At 61.5% G+C, this 17554-nt stretch carries 16 protein-coding genes; 11 read left to right on the forward strand and 5 right to left on the reverse strand.

Annotated elements, in window-relative coordinates; translation table 11 throughout:
• The first annotated feature begins 435 nt into the window (after positions 1-435).
• The 3 genes from fbp to NW812_RS03425 all read left to right on the forward strand — a co-directional run bounded on the left by fbp (position 436) and on the right by NW812_RS03425 (position 4040).
• Positions 436-1434, forward strand: a complete 999-nt coding sequence (fbp, locus tag NW812_RS03415; RefSeq protein ID WP_414394385.1) for a class 1 fructose-bisphosphatase — start codon at positions 436-438, stop codon at positions 1432-1434.
• A 37-nt stretch (positions 1435-1471) separates the two neighbouring features.
• Positions 1472-3013, forward strand: coding sequence for a glucose-6-phosphate dehydrogenase (gene zwf, locus NW812_RS03420; protein WP_414394074.1), 1542 nt, complete (start codon positions 1472-1474; stop codon positions 3011-3013).
• Positions 3014-3113: 100 nt separating this feature from the next.
• Complete coding sequence (locus tag NW812_RS03425; protein WP_414394076.1) at positions 3114-4040, forward strand: tetratricopeptide repeat protein; 927 nt, start codon at positions 3114-3116, stop codon at positions 4038-4040.
• Here the strand turns inward: NW812_RS03425 and dxs are convergent.
• Positions 4009-5970, reverse strand: coding sequence for a 1-deoxy-D-xylulose-5-phosphate synthase (gene dxs / locus NW812_RS03430; RefSeq protein WP_414394078.1), 1962 nt, complete (start codon positions 5968-5970; stop codon positions 4009-4011). The two genes, NW812_RS03425 and dxs, sit on opposite strands and share 32 nt — an antisense overlap.
• Before the next feature lie 146 nt (positions 5971-6116).
• Between dxs and cysK the strand changes: the two genes are divergently transcribed.
• Complete coding sequence (gene cysK, locus NW812_RS03435) at positions 6117-7094, forward strand: cysteine synthase A (protein WP_414394080.1); 978 nt, start codon at positions 6117-6119, stop codon at positions 7092-7094.
• Here cysK and ileS read toward each other — a convergent pair whose 3' ends face one another.
• Both ileS and NW812_RS03445 read right to left on the reverse strand, forming a co-directional pair.
• Complete coding sequence (gene ileS / locus NW812_RS03440) at positions 7095-9860, reverse strand: isoleucine--tRNA ligase (protein WP_414394388.1); 2766 nt, start codon at positions 9858-9860, stop codon at positions 7095-7097.
• 202 nt (positions 9861-10062) lie between these two features.
• On the reverse strand, positions 10063-10902 hold the full coding sequence (locus NW812_RS03445; RefSeq protein ID WP_414394082.1) for a hypothetical protein: 840 nt from the start codon (positions 10900-10902) through the stop codon (positions 10063-10065).
• A 137-nt stretch (positions 10903-11039) separates the two neighbouring features.
• Between NW812_RS03445 and NW812_RS03450 the strand changes: the two genes are divergently transcribed.
• Both NW812_RS03450 and NW812_RS03455 read left to right on the forward strand, forming a co-directional pair.
• A complete protein-coding gene (locus tag NW812_RS03450) occupies positions 11040-11414 on the forward strand; it encodes a rhodanese-like domain-containing protein (protein WP_414394083.1) in 375 nt (124 codons plus the stop codon).
• A 101-nt stretch (positions 11415-11515) separates the two neighbouring features.
• On the forward strand, positions 11516-13318 hold the full coding sequence (locus NW812_RS03455) for an aminopeptidase P family protein (RefSeq protein WP_414394085.1): 1803 nt from the start codon (positions 11516-11518) through the stop codon (positions 13316-13318).
• An 88-nt stretch (positions 13319-13406) separates the two neighbouring features.
• On the opposite strand, the gene NW812_RS03460 is transcribed toward NW812_RS03455, so the two are convergent.
• Both NW812_RS03460 and NW812_RS03465 read right to left on the reverse strand, forming a co-directional pair.
• Positions 13407-13964 carry a Crp/Fnr family transcriptional regulator gene (locus NW812_RS03460; RefSeq protein ID WP_414394087.1) on the reverse strand — a complete coding sequence of 186 codons (558 nt, stop codon included), beginning with the start codon at positions 13962-13964 and terminating at the stop codon, positions 13407-13409.
• Positions 13961-14134: a hypothetical protein gene (locus NW812_RS03465; protein WP_414394089.1), complete on the reverse strand. Its 174-nt coding sequence runs from the start codon at positions 14132-14134 to the stop codon at positions 13961-13963. The genes NW812_RS03460 and NW812_RS03465 overlap by 4 nt, the downstream gene beginning before the upstream one ends.
• A 169-nt stretch (positions 14135-14303) precedes the next feature.
• On the opposite strand from NW812_RS03465, the gene NW812_RS03470 reads away from it, so the two are divergent.
• The 5 genes from NW812_RS03470 to NW812_RS03490 are packed head-to-tail and all read left to right on the forward strand — an operon-like array spanning position 14304 to position 17553.
• Positions 14304-14966, forward strand: coding sequence for a sigma-70 family RNA polymerase sigma factor (locus tag NW812_RS03470; RefSeq protein ID WP_414394390.1), 663 nt, complete (start codon positions 14304-14306; stop codon positions 14964-14966).
• Complete coding sequence (locus NW812_RS03475; RefSeq protein WP_414394090.1) at positions 14963-15541, forward strand: anti-sigma factor family protein; 579 nt, start codon at positions 14963-14965, stop codon at positions 15539-15541. Before NW812_RS03470 ends, NW812_RS03475 begins: the two co-directional genes overlap by 4 nt.
• Positions 15542-15580: 39 nt before the next feature.
• Positions 15581-16132 carry a hypothetical protein gene (locus tag NW812_RS03480; protein WP_414394092.1) on the forward strand — a complete coding sequence of 184 codons (552 nt, stop codon included), beginning with the start codon at positions 15581-15583 and terminating at the stop codon, positions 16130-16132.
• A gap of 51 nt (positions 16133-16183) precedes the next feature.
• Entirely contained in the window at positions 16184-16498 is a 315-nt protein-coding gene (locus tag NW812_RS03485) for a DUF3181 family protein (protein WP_414394094.1), read from the forward strand.
• Positions 16499-16512: 14 nt separating this feature from the next.
• Positions 16513-17553 carry an S-layer homology domain-containing protein gene (locus tag NW812_RS03490; RefSeq protein WP_414394096.1) on the forward strand — a complete coding sequence of 347 codons (1041 nt, stop codon included), beginning with the start codon at positions 16513-16515 and terminating at the stop codon, positions 17551-17553.
• Position 17554 lies beyond the last annotated feature (1 nt).

The raw sequence follows: 17554 nt of genomic DNA on the forward strand, positions 1-17554 counted from the left end.
GGTGCTACGAGCCCCCATAAGGCACACCGGCTCATACGGAGCCAACTTTAGCCTAGGCAAAGTGCCTCCCAGAAAAGATGTACTCGCAAGCCTACTCGCTCAGCCCATCTCCGTCAAGGCAGGAGGTTGGTCATGCCACAAAGTGGCTGATTGTCTAGTGAATCAAGGACTAGAGGAGAGCCCTGTTTTTGCCAGCCCAGCCGAAGCAAAAGCCCGGCAGGGCCAGCCAAATCTGAAGCAACTCTGTAAGTTCCCGGCACCTGCCCCGAGAATCGGCCAGCCTACCTAGTAGAAGGGATCCCAGCCTCCATCGGGTCAGCGGGACAGAGTCCTTGCTAGAGGCGAGGGATTCCGGGTTTCGGCGTTTCTTTGGGGAAGCCTCGTATGGTTCTTAGCTCTCCTCCCTCGGTCATGCCCAGCAGCGCCGAACGCGAGATGGCGCGGGATGTGCTCACCCTCTCCCGGCATGTCTTGCAGCAGTTTGGCAGCTTTACCGCCGAGGCCCAGGACTTCAGTGCTCTGATGAACCGCATTGCCCTGGCCGGCAAGATGATTGCCCGCCGCCTCAGCCAGGCAGGACTCATCGAGGGAGCGCTGGGCGTAACCGGCAACGTCAATGTCCAAGGGGAAGAACAGCAGCGGATGGACGAGTACGCCAACCGGGCCTTCATCCGCGCTTTGGAGCAGACAGGGCTAGTCTGTCGGCTGGTCTCAGAAGAGATGAAAACCCCGGCCCGCCTGCCGGAAAACTGCTCCCTCAGCCGCCTGGCGCTGCTTGTCGATCCCCTAGATGGCTCCTCCAATATCGAGGCCAACCTCAGCGTTGGCTCCATTTTCTCTGTCCTTCAGCCCCTGGAGGATCGCCCTGAGGCTGACCACCAAGATCTCCTCCAGCCGGGCCGCCGGCAACTGGCTGCTGGCTATATCCTCTACGGCCCCAGCACCCAACTGGTCTATTCCGTCGGCAAGGGGGTACATAGCTTTACGCTGGATCCCAGCTTGGGCGAGTTCATCCTCTCCCAAAGCGACATCCGCATTCCCGAACGTGGCTCCGTCTACAGCCTCAACGAGGGCTACTTCTGCCAGTGGAGCGAGGGGATCCAAAACTTCATCCGCTACGCCCATCGCCAAGGCAGCTATACCTCCCGCTACAGCGGCGCTCTGGTGGCTGACTTTCACCGCATCCTGCTGCAGGGAGGGGTATACCTCTACCCCGGCACCCGGCAAAAACCCGAGGGCAAGCTGCGGCTGATGTACGAGGCCAACCCGCTGGCGTTTTTGGCCGAGCAGGCAGGAGGCGTGGCTACCACTGGCACCGAGGCCATCCTGGACATCGTGCCCCACTCTCTCCACCAACGGGTGCCCCTCATCATTGGCAGCCGCGAGAACGTGGAAGAGGTGCTGCGCTGTCTGGAAGGTTCTCTGCGGCCCTAGCTCCCCTCTCCCTATCCACCCAAGCTGAGCCGACTCTATGGTGGCCCTGGCGGAAAACCCCTTGCGCGTTGGCCTCAACCAAGAGCGCATTCCGGATCCTTGCATTCTGGTGCAGTTTGGCGCTTCCGGGGATCTGGCGGCCCGCAAGCTGATCCCGGCCTACTACCGGCTCTTTGTTCAGCGACGGCTGCCGCCGGAGTTTACCTTGGTGGGGGTGGCTCGCCGCGACTGGAGCCACGAGGCCTATCGGGACAAGATGCGGGCAGCCCTGAAGGAGTTTGCCCCCCAGGATCTGGGGCCAGAAGCCCTCTGGCAAGACTTTGCCAGCCGCCTGTTTTACTGTCGCTTGGATATTGGCGATGCCGAGGGCTACCTGCGCCTCAAGCAATTTCTCAGCCAACTGGACGAAGAGCGGGGCACCCGTGGCAACCGCGTGTTTTACCTGGCGGTGGCACCGGACTTCTATGCCCAGGCCCTCCAGCAGTTGGGGGCAGCGGGGATGCTGGCGGATCCAACCAGGACGCGGGTGGTGATTGAAAAGCCCTTCGGCCACGACCTCACCTCGGCCCAGGAGCTGAACCGCCTTGTGCAGCGCATCTGTCAGGAAGAGCAGGTCTACCGCATCGACCACTACCTGGGCAAAGAGACGGTGCAAAACCTGCTGGTCTTCCGCTTTGCCAACGCCATCTTTGAGCCTCTCTGGAACCGCAACTACATCGACCATGTGCAGATTACGGTAGCGGAAACGGTAGGGGTGGAGGATCGGGCCGGCTACTACGACGCTGCCGGCGCCCTGCGGGACATGGTGCAGAACCACCTAATGCAGATCTATTGCCTGACGGCCATGGAGCCGCCCGTCTCGTTGCGCGGCGATGGGGTGCGCAATGAAAAGACCAAAGTGCTGCAGGCCACCCGTCTGGCCGACACTCGCAACGTGGCAGCCGCAGCGGTGCGGGCCCAGTATGGTCCCGGCTGGATTGGCGGCAGGCCAGTGCCCGGCTATCGCCAAGAGCCCAATGTCAACCCCAACTCGCAGACCCCCACCTATGCCGCCCTGAAGCTGGAATGCGACACCTGGCGGTGGAAAGGGGTGCCCTTTTACCTGCGCACGGGCAAGCGCCTAGCCAAGAAGGTTTCCGAGGTGGCCATCTACTTTAAGCAGGTGCCCCTATCCCTTTTTCCTTCGGCAACGCGAGAGGTGAGCCCCAACATCCTGGTGCTGCGCATCCAGCCCAACGAGGGCATCTCCTTGCGTTTTGAGGCCAAGATGCCCGGGCCGGAGATCCGCACCCGCTCGGTGGAAATGGATTTTCGCTATGGGACAGCCTTTGGGTCGAGCGCGCCAGATGCCTACGAGCGCCTGCTGTTGGACTGCCTGCTGGGGGATCCCACCCTGTTTACCCGCGCCGACGAGGTGGAAGCTGCCTGGCGGGTGGTAACGCCCGTTTTGTCGGCCTGGGAGACGCCACCTGGCTATGATACCGCGCCGCCGCTGTACACCTATGAGGCCGGCACCTGGGGGCCCAAGGCTGCCGAAGACCTGCTGGCCCAGTCCGGGCGGCGGTGGCGACGTCTCTAGTTTCCTGCAGCAAAACCTGGCTCAGGTAGCGACTGGGGCTGATAAAGCGCCAAGGGGGCGAGAGCAGACATTTCAAACAGCGATTGCGGCTAACATGGGCATGGCCTGGTTTTGCGTGGGTATCATGCCGTCGCTGTCGTTCCGGTTTTGCCTAGCCTTGCCGGTGGGCCTTGCCCTTGTCTTGGGGATAGAGGGAGGGGATCCCGCGCGGGCTCAGGTCTTGCTCCATGTGCCCCTGCCCAATGGGGACTTGATGCAGGCCCAGGGGCTGCAACTAGCCACCAACGCGCTGCGGCTAGCCCAGTTTGGCCAGACCGAAGAGGCGTTGCGCCGCCTGCAACTGGCCGTGGCCATGGTGCCCACCTCTTCCGAGCTGCTCTACGCTTTGGGCAACGTCTATCTGGAGCTGGGGAACTCTGCCCAGGCCGTGCAGGTGCTGCAAAGGGCCCGCGCTCTGGCTCCCCAGGATGGGGATGTCCTCTACTCCCTGGGAGTGGCTTACTTGCGGCAGGGCAGCTACTTTGCCGCCGCCGAGGCCCTGGAACGGGCTGTTGCCTTGCAGCCGGATAACCCCAACGCCCGCTTTCAACTGGGCAATGCCTACCTCATGCTCGACCAATGGGATCCCGCCCGGCGGGAATATGAGAAAACCTTGGAGTTGGATTCCACCTACTGGCCTGCTATGAACAACCTTGGCCTGGTGGACTACGAGCAAGGGGATCTGGAGGCGGCCATCGAGCGCTGGGAACGCACCATCGAGATGAACGAGGCGGTGGCCGAGCCCTACCTGGCCCTGGCTACAGCCCTGTACGTTCGCGGCCAAACCCAGCGGGCGGAAGAACTGGGGGCCAAAGCCGTGCGCTTGGATCCCAGCTATGCCCGGCTAGAGGTGCTGCGGGAGAACCTGTGGCGAAATAACCTGCTGCGAGATGTGCAAGTTCTCCTGCGAACGCGGGCAGTGGTGGAGGCCCTACAGCAGGCTGCTGTGGACCGGTTCAACCGCCAGATGGGTCTTGCAGGAGAGTAGCCCGGGATCCTGCGGCCACTGGCTTCTGCAGCTTCTCAAGCTTGGCTCGGATCCGCTCGGCAATACCGACACTGTTGAGGCCAAGGTCTGCAAGAGACTCTTCACGGGTAGCATGTTCTACCCAAATGTCTGGCACCCCCAGGCGCAAAAGAGGCACCCGGATATCGGCATCCAGGAGGGCTTCCCCCACTGCCGAGCCAAACCCGCCCATGAGGCAGCCTTCTTCCACCGTCACCACCAGGCGGCTTTGTTCGGCTAGGGGCAGGATTAGCTCTGTATCCAGGGGCTTGGCAAAGCGGGCATTGACTACCGTCGTGGAGATGCCGTGCTCTTTGAGGATCTCCGCGGCCTGCAAGCTGGGATAGACCATCGACCCATAGGCCAGGACTAACACATCGCCGCCGCTGCGCAGCACCTCCGCCTTGCCAATGGGAATGGGCTCCCAGCCATCTTCCGCCAAGGGCACCCCAACGCCAGAGTCGCGCGGGTAGCGCATGGCAATGGGTCCTTGGGTGTACTGGATCCCGGTTACCACCATGCGCTGCAGTTCCGCTTCGTCTTTGGGGGCCATCAGCACCATCTCGGGGATGCAGCGCAGATAGGCGATGTCGTACATGCCCTGGTGGGTGGCGCCGTCAGGTCCAACCACGCCTGCCCGATCCAAGCAGAAAAAGACTGGCAGCTTTTGGAGGCAGACATCGTGGATAATCTGGTCGTAGGCCCGCTGCAGGAAGGTGGAGTAAATGGCCACCACCGGGCGCATCCCCTCACAGGCCATGCCAGCAGCCAAGGTGACCGCGTGCTGCTCCGCGATCCCCACATCCACAAACTGATCCGGCAGTTTTTCCTTGAGCTTGTCTAGGCCAGTGCCGGTGTCCATAGCTGCCGTGATGCCAATGATGCGGGGATCCCGCTCCGCCAGTTTGCAAAGGGTATGGCCGAAGACCTTGCTGTAGCTGGGGGGAGTGGGTTTGGTGGGGGGATAGGGTTTGCCGGTGGCCAGGTCGAAGCGGGATTGGGCGTGATAGCTTACCTGCTCAGCCTCTGCCGGTGGGTAGCCTTTGCCCTTGACGGTGGCCACATGCACCAGCACGGGCCCAGAGAGGCCATGGGCCAACTCAAAAGCATCCAACAACTCTGCCAGGTTGTGCCCGTCCACCGGTCCCACGTAGGTAAAGCCCAGCTCCTCGAAGATGATGCCGGCCTTGTTGTTCTGCACAGCAGTAACCAGCTTCACCGTCTCCTTCATGCGCTCAATTTCGGGGCTGAGACTGGAGCCAACTAGAGGCAGGTTCTTCAGTTGCTCCTCCAGGCTGTCGGCCAAAAATTGCACTGGCGGGCTGAGGCGCAGGCGGTTTAAATAGCGCGGGATCGCCCCCACATTGGGGGAAATCGACATGCCGTTGTCGTTGAGAACCACCATCAGGTTGGTCTTGGGCAAATGGCCGGCGTGGTTGATGGCCTCATAGGCCATGCCCCCGGTCAGGGCGCCGTCCCCGATGATGGCCACCACCTTGAAGTTTTCCCCCCGCCGGTCGCGGGCAATGGCCATACCCAAGGCTGCCGAGATGCTGGTGGAGGCGTGGCCGGCCCCAAAGTGGTCGAAGCGGCTTTCGCTGCGCTTCAGGTAGCCGGAGATCCCCCCCTTTTGGCGAATGGTGTGGAAGTTGTGATACCTGCCGGTGAGCATTTTGTGGGCATAGGCTTGGTGCCCCACATCCCAAATAACCTTGTCGCGATCCAGGTCAAGGGTTTTGTAGAGCGCCAAGGTCAGCTCCACCACCCCCAACCCTGGCCCTAGGTGACAGCCGACGGGAGAGTTGGCAGCCGTTTGCAAGTGTTTTTCGCGGATCTGGCGAGCTAAGCTGCGCAACTGGCTGAGGCTTAGGTTGCGGAGCTGGTTGGGATGAGTGATTTCACTCAGGTGCATAGGGGATCTGTCCTTCCGGTGTGATCTCACTCTAGATCATGGCTTTCCCAGAGGGCTTGGCTGGAGTCTTTTCAAAACTTCGCTGGATGTCTCCCGCTGCAGGGTTAGCATCGGACAAAGGCCCCGCTTTTCGAGGTTGCCTGCCCATGAGGATTGCCGACAACATCACCCAACTCATCGGTCGCACGCCGTTGGTGCGGCTCAACCGGATCCCGCAGGCGGAGGGATGCCTGGCGGAGATTGTGGTTAAACTGGAGAGCTTCAACCCGGCAGCCTCGGTAAAAGACCGCATTGCCGTCAGCATGATCGAGGCAGCTGAGCAAGCTGGCCTAATTGCCCCCGGCAAGACCATTTTGGTGGAACCCACCTCCGGCAACACGGGCATTGGCTTAGCTATGGCGGCAGCGGCCAAGGGCTACCGGCTCATCATTGTCATGCCTGAGAGCATGAGCCTGGAGCGGCGGCTGCTGTTGAAGGCCTACGGGGCAGAGGTGCATCTAGCCAGCAGCGCCGGTGGCATGGGAGAGGCCATTTGGAAGGCGGAAGAGATCGTGCGCCGCACCCCCAATGCCTACATGCTGGGCCAATTCACCAATCCGGCCAACCCCCAAATCCACGCCCGCACCACCGGCCCCGAGATCTGGGAGGACACCGATGGCCAGGTGGACATCCTGGTAGCGGGGGTGGGCACTGGCGGCACCATTACCGGGGCGGGCGAGTTTCTCAAGAGTAAGAAACCTTCCATTCGGCTAGTGGCCGTCGAGCCCAAGGCAAGCGCGGTTCTAAGCGGGGGACGGCCCGGCTTTCACCGCATCGAGGGCATCGGGGCAGGGTTTGTGCCGGAGGTGTTGCGGCGGGATCTCCTGGATGAGGTGATTGCCGTAGACGACGAAGAAAGCATGGTCTACAGCCGCCGCCTGGCCAGAGAAGAAGGGATCCTCTCCGGCATTTCCACTGGGGCAGCCCTGGCTGCCGCTATCCAGGTGGGGCGGCGACCGGAAAACGCCGGCAAGCTGATTGTGATGATCCAGCCCAGCTTTGGCGAGCGCTACCTCAGTACGCCTCTCTTCCGCGACCTGGAGCGAGAGTCGGACTCGCGGCTGCCGCAGTCTTTGGTTAGGTAGTCAAAACTCGCCAGCTAGGGCCGCTACGCAGCGCTCACACAGCTCTGGATGTTCGGCAAATTCCCCCACCCGAGGAGAGTAGTTCCAGCAGCGCACGCACTTTTTGCCCTCTGCCCGCTGAACGAGAACCTGCAGCTCCGCCGCCTCAGTCTCTGCCTTGATGAGCTCCACCTGGGAAGTGATAAACAGGTAGCGCAGCTCGGCGGCCCGCTCTTCCAGAAGAGCGTACAGGTGGGGATCCGCCACCTTGAGGATGAGCTTGGCTTCGGTGGAAGCGCCGATGAGCTTGTCGGTGCGCGCTTGTTCCAGCGCCTTGTTCACCTCCTGCCGCACTGCCCGCAGCTTTTCCCAAGTGGCAGCTAGCTGGGGATCCCGCCACTGCTCTGGCAGTCGCATCCAGCCCCCTTCAAACACCGAACGGGTGGGCTTGGGGTAGGGCAGGTAACTCCAGATCTCTTCTGCGAGGTGGGAAAGCACTGGGGCGATGGCCTTGGCCAAGTTCTCCAGCACCAGGGACAGCACCGTCTGACATTGCCGCCGCCGCAGGCTGCGGGCGTGACTGATGTAGAGGCGATCCTTGCCAATGTCCAAGTAGAAGTTGGAGAGATCCACCACGCAGAAGTTCTGAACTGCTTGGAAAAAGCGGTAGAACTGATAGCTGTCAAAAGCTTCGGTGATCTCCTCTCCCACCTCCTTTAGGCGGTGCAGGAGGTAGCGATCCAACTCGGTCAACGCTTCAAAGGGAACGGCATCCTGGGCCGGGTTAAAGTCATAGAGGTTGCCTAGCAGAAAGCGGGCTGTGTTGCGGATCTTGCGGTACACATCTGCCATCTGCCCCAGAATGGTCTTGCCCAGGGGCACGTCGCCAGAGTAGTCCACGCTGGAAACCCACAGTCGCAGCACATCGGCCCCGTAGGCGGGATCCGTCTGAGGGTCGCTGCCGCCGTTGATGAGCACCAGGGGATCGATGACGTTGCCCAAGGACTTGCTCATCTTCTGGCCCTTTTCGTCCAGCACAAAGCCGTGGGTGAGCACCGCCTTGTAGGGGGCACAGCCATTGACGGCCACTGAGGTCAGCAAGCTGGACTGGAACCAACCTCGGTGCTGATCCGAACCCTCCAGGTAGAGATCCACGGGGTAGCCTAACCCGCGCGCCTGGGCCACCGCCGCCCAGGAAGAGCCGGAGTCAAACCAAACATCCATGGTGTCCGTGCCCTTGCGGTAGGTGCGGCCATTGCGGCGGTACTGCTCCGGCAGCAATTCTTCTACTGGGCGCTTCCACCAAGCGTCAGATCCCTCTTGGGCAAAGATGGCCTTGATGTGGTCAATGGTTTCGGCAGTCAGCAGAGCCTCGCCAGTCTCCTCGTCATAGAAAACAGGGATGGGCACCCCCCAGGCCCGCTGGCGGGAGATGCACCAGTCGGAGCGCTCCTTGACCATGGCGGTGATGCGGTTTTCCCCTTCCGGCGGGATCCACTTCACGGTTTTGATGGCCTGCAGGGCCAGCTCCCGGAAGCCGGCTACGGACGCAAACCACTGCTCGGTGGCCCGGAAGATGGTGGGTTCTTTGGTGCGCCAGTCATAGGGGTATTTGTGGCTGTAGGGCTCCTCCTTGAGCAGGGCGCCGGCAGCCTGCAAAGCCTTAATCACAGCCAGGTTGCCGCTGGTCTCCGGTTCTTTGGAGAGGACATCTAGCCCGGCAAACTGGGGGCCGGCTTCTGCGGTAAACTTCCCCTGCTCGTCCACGGGGCTGAGGATGGGCAGGCCGTACTTTTGGCCAGTCTTGAAGTCTTCTTCCCCATGCCCCGGCGCCGTGTGGACAATGCCGGTGCCGGACTCGGTGGTCACATAGTCTCCCAAAACACAGAGGCTAGTGCGGTCAAAGAGGGGGTGGCGTCCCTGGCAGTATTCCAAAGCGGATCCCGGCAGGGTGGCCTTGACCTCTAAGGGAGTCTCCAGGACTTTTTCCAGCCGCTGCCGCAAAGCGGCGGCAATGAGCAGCAGGCCAAAGCGGGGAGACTCCACCACCGCATAGGTAAGCTTGGGGTTAAAGCAGAGAGCCAGGTTGGCCGGGATCGTCCAAGGGGTAGTCGTCCAGATGGCCGCCCGCAGGCCTGGCAGGAAGGGCTCTAAAACCGGCCGTGCCGCCGGGCTGAGGCTTTGCAGGGGAAAAGCCACGTAGATGCTGGGGGAGATGTGGTTGTCGGGATATTCCAGCTCCGCTTCTGCCAGGGCCGTCTGGGAGCTGGGGCTCCAGTGGACGGGCTTGAGGCCGCGGTAGATGTAGCCTTTGAGAACCATCTGGCCAAACACCTCGATCTGGGCCGCCTCGTACTCCGGCGATAGGGTCAGGTAGGGCCGATCCCAATCTCCCCATACCCCCAGCCGCTGAAAACTGGCCCGCTGCACGTCGACGTAGTGCAGGGCGTACTCTCTGGCCTTTTGCCGCAGTTGCAGGGGGGTGAGGCTCTGCCGCTCCTGGGGGGAGAGGCTTTGCAGCACTTTCAGCTCGATGGGCAGGCCGTGGCAGTCCCAGCCAGGTACATAGCGCACCTTGCGTCCTCGCAGGAGGTGGTACTTGTTGACGATGTCCTTGAGGATCTTGTTGAGGGTGGTGCCCATGTGGATGTCGCCATTGGCATAGGGTGGCCCATCGTGCAGGACAAAGGGATCCCCCGGATTGGTTTCCGACAGACGCTGGTAGATCTGTTCTTCCTGCCAAAAAGCCTGGATGGCGGGCTCTCTCTTAGCGGCCTCCGCCCGCATGGGAAACTGAGTCTGCGGCAGGTTGAGGGTACTCTTGTAGTCCACGGCAACTTGAGCAGGCTAAAGGGCGTTTTTCTATCCTACGCCGTTGCCTGGTTCTCAGTCGTGTTCTAGGCTTCCTCTCCCTAGCCTGAGGGAAAGGGATCCAGACGGCCACCTCGGCTTTCTGCCAGGAGTCCGGCTTGCTTGGGGTTCCTTTCTCTTAGGGTTGAACGGTAAGGCGCCGGCTCTCGACAACCAGGCCACTTTGGTTAACCAGCATCACCGAGATCCACTCAGCACCCGCTTCTGGGGGGGCATCCGCCTGCAGGAAGATCCCGCCCGCCTGCAGAGGTTCGAGGGCAAACGAAGTGACATCCAGGTAGCTTGCTCCGGCAACGGGCCGCTCCGCCACAGCGCCCAACAGCAAAGATTGGGTGAGGGGCTCGGCCACAATGGCCTGCAGCGAGTAGGTGGATCCCGGCTTGACCACCTCCGGCAGCTTGAAAGTAACGGTGGGGGGTGCTGAGCCGGAGGTGAGCGTGCTCGACTCCCGCAGCACTTCTTGCTCTACCAGCAGCAGTTGTCCTGGATTGGCGGCATCCGGGCGGTAGCGGTTGCGCACCAGGACGGAAGCCTTTACCTGAAACTCCCCCCGCCCCGAAGCCTGGGATCCCTGCACTTGGCTAGCAATCTCAGCTACAATCTCAGGGCCTATCTGCCGCCAGGAGACAATTTGGGCGGAGTAGGTCAGCTCAGGATGCGCGTCCCACAGCTTGCGAATGGCCTCTTCCACCCCCTGCCGATCCAACCCGTCGCGGTGGCGGAAGTCGGGGCTGTAGCCGGCCATCACCTTCGGCAAATCCCGTCGGTTAGCCGCGGCTATTTGCTCGTTCAGCCACTCGACCAGAGCCGCTGGCGCGGGGGCAGAAACCTGCCTTTGCAGCCCGCTTTCTAGCAGCGGGGGAGTCTGGGCCAGCACTTTGCCTGCAAGCGGGATCCCCCAGCTCAAACTCAAGGCAAGGGGCCAGAGCAGTTGGGAAAAGGCGGATCGAGAGCTCAAACTTTGGGCCTCCGGCGGGCAGGTCTGCGCTTAGTTTAGCCTGTCCGGGTAGGGATCCGGCCCAACTTGGCCGAGCGGCTATCCACACCCCTGAAGCCCGGTTTATTCTGGAGATTGGGTTGCATCGGCGAGGTTCCATGGCGTCCCCTCACTCCCCTGCTTTCTTGGCTTTGGTCAACGAGGCCAAAAGCCGCATCCAAGAGCTGACCGTCGAGCAAGTCAGGCAGAAACAACGGCAAGGAGATCCCTTCTACCTAGTCGACGTGCGGGAAGAATCGGAGTGGCAGGCAGGTCGCATTGCTGGCGCCATTCACTTGAGCAAAGGCATTATTGAGCGGGACATCGAGAAGGTGATCCCAGACAAAGAGGCGGAGATTGTCCTCTATTGTGCTGGTGGGTTTCGTTCAGCCCTGGCAGCTGATAACCTGCAGAAGATGGGCTACCGCCGCGTGTTCTCGATGGACGGCGGCATCCGCGCCTGGCGAGAGGCTGGCTTTCCCGAAGAGCGCTAGAAATTCTCGCTCAGCTTTCCCAAGGAGAAAGGGAGCGTTTGTAACAATTCTGCAACTATATTGGTAGCTAGGGCCAATAGCTTTTTTCCGTTGCCTCTGCCATGCCTCAAACCTTGCCCCGCCTGGAGATTGCCGCCCGTTTGCAGCAGTTGCGCCAGCTTTTACAGGAACAGAATTTGGATGGGTTTTGGGTACCCTCCGCCGATGAGCACCTCAACGAGTACCTGCTGGAGTATCGCAAGCGGCGGCAGTGGATTACGGGCTTTACCGGCTCGGTGGGCGATGCTTTGATCAGCCGGGACAGGGCTTGGCTGTGGGTGGATCCCCGCTACCACGAGCAGGCGGAGCGGGAGGTGGATCCCAACCTGTTTACGGTGATCAAAGGCGGTCTGCCGGATCAGCCCAGCCTGATGGAGATTGTAGAGGAGTTGGGATCTGGGTTTCGCCTGGGGGTGGATCCCTTTACGGTGTCCGTAGCCACCTACCGCCAGTTACAAGCCCACGCCCAAGCCGGGGGAGTGCTGCTGGTGCCGGTTCGCGAAAACCCGCTAGATAAGCTGGCCAAGGAATCTAGCCAACCTCTTTTGAAACAACCCATCTATCCTGTCCCTGCCCAGCTCTGCGGGGCCACCCCCAGCGACAAACTGGCCCAGGTGCGCCAAGAGATGCGCCGCAAGCGGGTAGGCCTGTTGCCCTTAACCAAGTTGGACCAGGTAGCCTGGCTATTGAACCTGCGTGGCTCTGACATCCCCTACAACCCGGTGTTCCGCGCCTACGCGCTGGTTGCCCTGGAGAGGGTTGCCCTCTTCACAGATCTGGAGCGCCTTACTCCCTCGGCTCGGCAAGTGCTGGCCGAAGCGGAGGTAGAGCTCTGGCCCTACGAGGCTTACCCGGAACAACTGCCCCAGTGGGCCGAGCGCTACGGGCCGGTGGGATTGGATCCCAAGCAGACCACTCAGGGCACGCAAGAGCTGCTGCACGGGATCCCCTGTCGCGAGCTGGATCACCCCGTGGATGTCCTCAAGGCGGTCAAAAACCCCACCGAGCTGGAGCAGATGCGGCTAGCCAACCGCAAAGCCAGCCGGGCCAAGATCCGCACGCTCGCCTGGATCGACCGGCAGATCCAAGCAGGGATCCCCATCAGCGAAGCCGATGTGGCAGCCACCCTGGAGGCCCACTACCGCGAGGAAGGGGATTGGGTGGGCCTGAGCTTTAACACCATCGCTGGGGCCGGGGCCAATAGCTCTATCGTTCACTACGGCACCCCGGATCCTCAGAAGCTGCTGCAGCCAGGCGAGTTGTTTTTGTTGGACTCGGGATCCCACTACCTGGGGGGCACTACCGACGCTACCCGCACCCTCTGGATTGGCTCGCAACCCGCGGATCCCTTGTGCAAGCGGCGCTACACCGAGGTGCTCAAAGCCCACATCCAGTGCGCCCGCCAGATCTTCCCCCCCGATACCTACGGCCTCTCTTTGGATGGCATTGCCCGCTCCAGCCTCTGGCAGGCAGGGCTAGACTATGGCCACGGCACTGGCCACGGCGTCGGCGCTTTTTTGAACGTCCACGAGGGGCCCAATGGGATCCACCGCCGCGCCAGCACCCCCTTCAAGGTAGGCATGATCACCAGCATCGAGCCAGGTTACTACCAGCCAGGCTGGGGCGGGATTCGCCTGGAGAACCTCTACGAGGTGGTTGCCCTCCCCGAGCCAGAGGGCTGGATGGGCTTTCGCTCTCTGACGTGGATCCCTTTTGACAGGCGTTTGATCGATTGGGATCTCCTAGACGCGGCACAGCGGGCTTGGCTGGATGAGTATCACCGCCAGGTTTACGCCCTGCACCAGGCCAGTCTCTCAGAAGAGGATGCCTCTTGGCTAGAGTGGGCCTGCGGTCTTGCCAGCTAGCCGTTATGCCACGGGTCTTGCCGCTAGCGCAAGCTCTCGCAAACCACAGCTTGCAAGGAGCAAGTTTCCTGGATGCAGCCCCAGCTAACTAGAGCAGGCGGGCTGCTTTTACGAGTTTGGGGTACTGGATTAGGAGCAGAGACTGTTGGTCTGGCAGGGGCTGAATGATCCCCTGCTGCTGCAAGCGGTTCAGCACTGCCGCCACTGTTTCCTGGTTAACCTGGCTGAGGTCGGCCAAATCCTGGAGGGGCGGGTAGATGATGCGCACTCCCTGCTCAGTCTTCTCGCCAAAGGCTTCCGCCAGTTGCACCAGCGCATGCACCACCCGCACAGGAGGGCTCTGTTGCTCCAGGTCGGCCTGCAAATTCGCTAGGCGCAGACGGCGGGAGAGGCTGCGAGCCAGTTGGTAGCACAGGCGCGGCTCCTGCAGCATCAGCGTCTTGAAAGTTGCCGCTGGGATCCCGGCAGCCCGCACCGAGGTTAAGGCCAGCACATCCCGCGAGCGGGGCGCTTCGTCCAACACCGCCATTTCCCCTACCCAGGCGCCGGGCCCGAGTAGAGCTATGGTTTGGGCGCTGTCCCAGGTTCCTTCGGCGGTGTGGATCCGCAGAGCTCGCCGCACCTTGACCCAGCCAGATAGGATCAAATCAAATAAACAACGCTGCCCCAGGCATCCTGCATCAAGAGCGCCTGCCCTGGTGGGATGTCCCGCAGCTTTACCTGGGATCCCAGCCACTGCAAAGACGTGGCCGAAAGTTCCGCCAGCGTCGGCACTGCCTTGAGCTCAGAAAGAACAGCAGCGGCGTCGGAAGTCATGCCAGATCGGGCGTCTACTCTACCGCAAGCTCACTGTAGCCCAGTTGCCAGCCCAAGAGCTATCCTGCAAGGGTACTCTCGCCAAAGATAGGAAGGGAACCCGGTTGTCCTGAATTCGTCTCTCAAGTAGAGGTTCCGGTTGGGAGGGGATCTCTTTCTGGGGATGCTTATGGATGCTGCCCTCAGCAACATCAGCGGCCAGTGCTGGTCAGCCTCACTGAGGAAGGAGCCTGTGCTGCCAGAAAAGCTTGCCGATCGGGAGCTGGTACTGCTGTGTCAGCAGGGATCCCGGCCCCACCGCGAGGCCTTTGCCGAGCTCATACGCCGCTATCAGGCCTACGTAGATAAGGTTCTCTACCATCTTGCGCCCAACTGGCCGGATCGCCAGGACTTGGCCCAGGAAGTTTGGATCCGGGCCTACCGCAACCTCAAACATCTGCAGGAGCCAGCAAAGTTTCGCAGTTGGCTGGGGCGGATTGCCACCAACCTGGTTTACGACGAGCTGCGCAAGCGCAGGCGCCAGCAGCAACCCCTCTCTTTGGATGCCTCGATTTCCACGCAAGAGAGTGAGATGGAATGGGAGCTGCCCAGCAGTAGCCCAAGCCCCCACGACCACCTCGCCACCTGCGAGTTTTACGAGCGATTGCACCAAGCCGTCCACGACCTGCCTGAGGCCTTTCGCCAAGCCATCCTGCTGCGAGAAATTCAGGGGATGGCCTATGAGGAAATTGCGGAGATTACGGGGGTATCTCTGGGTACTGTTAAATCCCGCATTGCCCGGGCCCGCGCCCGCTTGCAGTCCATCCTGAAGCCCTACCTCAATGGCGAATGACTATGTTTTGCCCCAACCTCAACCCTGACCGCGAGGATGCCGCCTCCCCTCCCCCCGCGGAGCTGCCGCCAGTGGAGGAGCGCTTTGAGCAGCTAAGCGCCTACCTGGATGGAGAACTGTCCCCCCAGGAGGCGCGACAAGTGGAGGACTGGCTAGCCAGCGATCCCCAGGCGCAGCAGCTGTACAGCCAACTGTCGGCTTTACAGGCCGGTTTGGCTAACCTCAAGGTGCCAACCCTGGATCCCGTTCAGACGGAGCTGCTGATTAGCCGTGTGTTCGAGAAGCTGGATCGAAGGCCAGAGGTTGCTCTGGGCTGGCGGCGGTGCAGCGGCTTTCCTTGGCGACAAGTGGCAGCAGCCGTGGTAGCCCTGGCGGGAGCGGGCTGGGCGGGCTGGCGCTGGCTGCACCCTCAGCCGTTGGTGTCTCTGGAGGATCCGCCAGTGCGGGTGGCAATTGTGCCCGCCTCTGCTTGGGTTGCCCAACGCTATCTATTCGAGCCAGGACAGAAGCAGGACGCCTACTCAATTTTATTCGAGTCGCTGCCCAACTCCCCAACCGACTTGAGCTGGGAGTGAGCTAATTGGCTTGAGCTAGCTTGAAGTGAGGAACACAGGGTGAGAACAGCGGTTTGCCAAGCTTGGGGGCTAGCAGTTTGTCTTTGGCTGGGCAGTCTGGGATCCTGGCCAGCCCAGGCAAACCCCAGCGCCTTGAAGTCCGCTTCCCAGCCCACTCCGCCGCCGGCCAGCTTTCAGGCGCCCGCTCGAAAAAACCAGCCGCCCTCTGGTGAGATAGAGCTTTCCCCTTTCCCCAACTTCCCCCTTCTCAAAGAGGTAGAAACGCCTCCACCACCCTCGACTAAGCTGGGCATCGATTGGGCTCAGCTGCCCCTCCTTCCCGATCCCGAGCTGGCGGCAGAAATGGATAGGGAGTTTAGCCGCCGCCTAGCCCGCTTGAACCAGCAGATTGCCAGCCAACAAGACCGCCTCTACCGCCTTTTGCAAACCTGGGACGCCAACGTAGAGGACATTCGCCAGACCCAGGCCCAACTCAGCCAGTTGCGCCTCGAACGGGATCGCTTGGCTCTGGAGCACCTGTTGCTGCTGCGGCAGTTGCAAGAGAACTTCGCCCTGCCTCTACCGCGCCGCTCTGCCGCCAGCTCTCCCTAAAGTGGGGCCAGGCTATGATCAACGCAGGGCAACCAGTAGCGAAGCTGAGCCATGGCCCAAGTGCCGAGCAACCCCGAGATCGAGCAATTGGCCGCTGCCATTGGCAAGGAAGTTTACATCGATGTAGCCCGGTGGCACCTCTACCTGCGGGATGCCCACCTGCATACCGTTTTGGCGGAGCGGCTGGCCCCTCAGGTGATGGCAGGCAAGGTGGATGAGGATGCCGTCACGGAGATCCTGCAAGGGATCCCAGTGAAGGTGGGGGGCGGGCGCAAAGAGCTGCCTCTGGTGGATCTGCTGCCCATGCAAAGCCTGCTGAACCTGCTGGATGTGCTGGAGGAGTTCAGTCGCAAATGGGCGCAGTAGAGGGAGAGAAAGCATTGCACCAGCAACACCACTCCAAGCGGCCTAAGCAATCGCTGTCCCCGGCTATCACCTGGCTCTTGCTGCTGGGACTGCTGTCAGCTTGTCAGGGAACGGAGTGGGGAGAACGACTGGAACGGGCGGTGCGACCGGTGGATCTGTCTGTTCCTCCCTCTGCAGAGCAGCCGGCGACGCCAAGGGCTCTCTCAGAGTCCCCCTCACCCTCTGCCCCTCCCCCTGTTGCCTTGACACCTCTGCCAAGCCAAGTCAGCAGCCGCTTCACGGATCTGGAGCCCGGATCCCTGGTGGCCCAATCGGTCTATTACCTGGATCGGCTGGGGATCTTTGCCGATATTGCTGGCAGCGAATTTCAGCCGCAGCGCAGCGTGCGTCGAGGAGAGTTTGCCCGCTGGCTGGTGCTAGCCAACAACGCCATTCACGCTGACGAGCCCAGCCGCCAAATCCGCATAGGATCCCCCTCGGAGCGCCCTCTTTTTTTGGATGTACCGGAGGAGGATCCCAACTTTCGCTACATCCAGGCCCTGGGAGCTGCCGGCATCGCTACTGGGGATGCCAATCGCGAGTTTCGCCCCAATAGCCTGCTGTCGCGAGCCGAGTTAATTCGCATGAAGGTGCCTTTGGATTTGCCGCCCGGCCAGATCAAGGGATCTCGGGCAGAGCTGGAGGGGCGCTGGGGCTTTACCGATGCGGCGCAGATCCCCGACGAGGCTGTTGCTCCCCTAGTGGCAGATCGCAGCCTAGAGAATGCCTCCACCGTGTTGCGCACCTTCGGCCCCATCCGCACCTTTAACCCCCTCCAGCCAGTTAGCCGTGGGGAAGTGGCAATTGCCCTGTCTGCCTTTGGAGAGCGGACGGCTCAAGAGGCCGTAGCCCAGCTCTCGGCTCTCCCAAGTCCAACTCCTGCCGTCGAATCCTCTCCCCTGCCAGCCGAGCCGGAACCGACCTCCTCCCCCACTTCCGAACCCTCCCCTGCTGAACCTCCGGCAGTTACCCCAGGGGTAGGGAAAATCGTTACGCCCCGCGAGTCTCAACCCTGAA

The organism is Synechococcus sp. O70.2 (assembly GCF_047462135.1).
GTDB lineage: Bacteria > Cyanobacteriota > Cyanobacteriia > Thermostichales > Thermostichaceae > Thermostichus.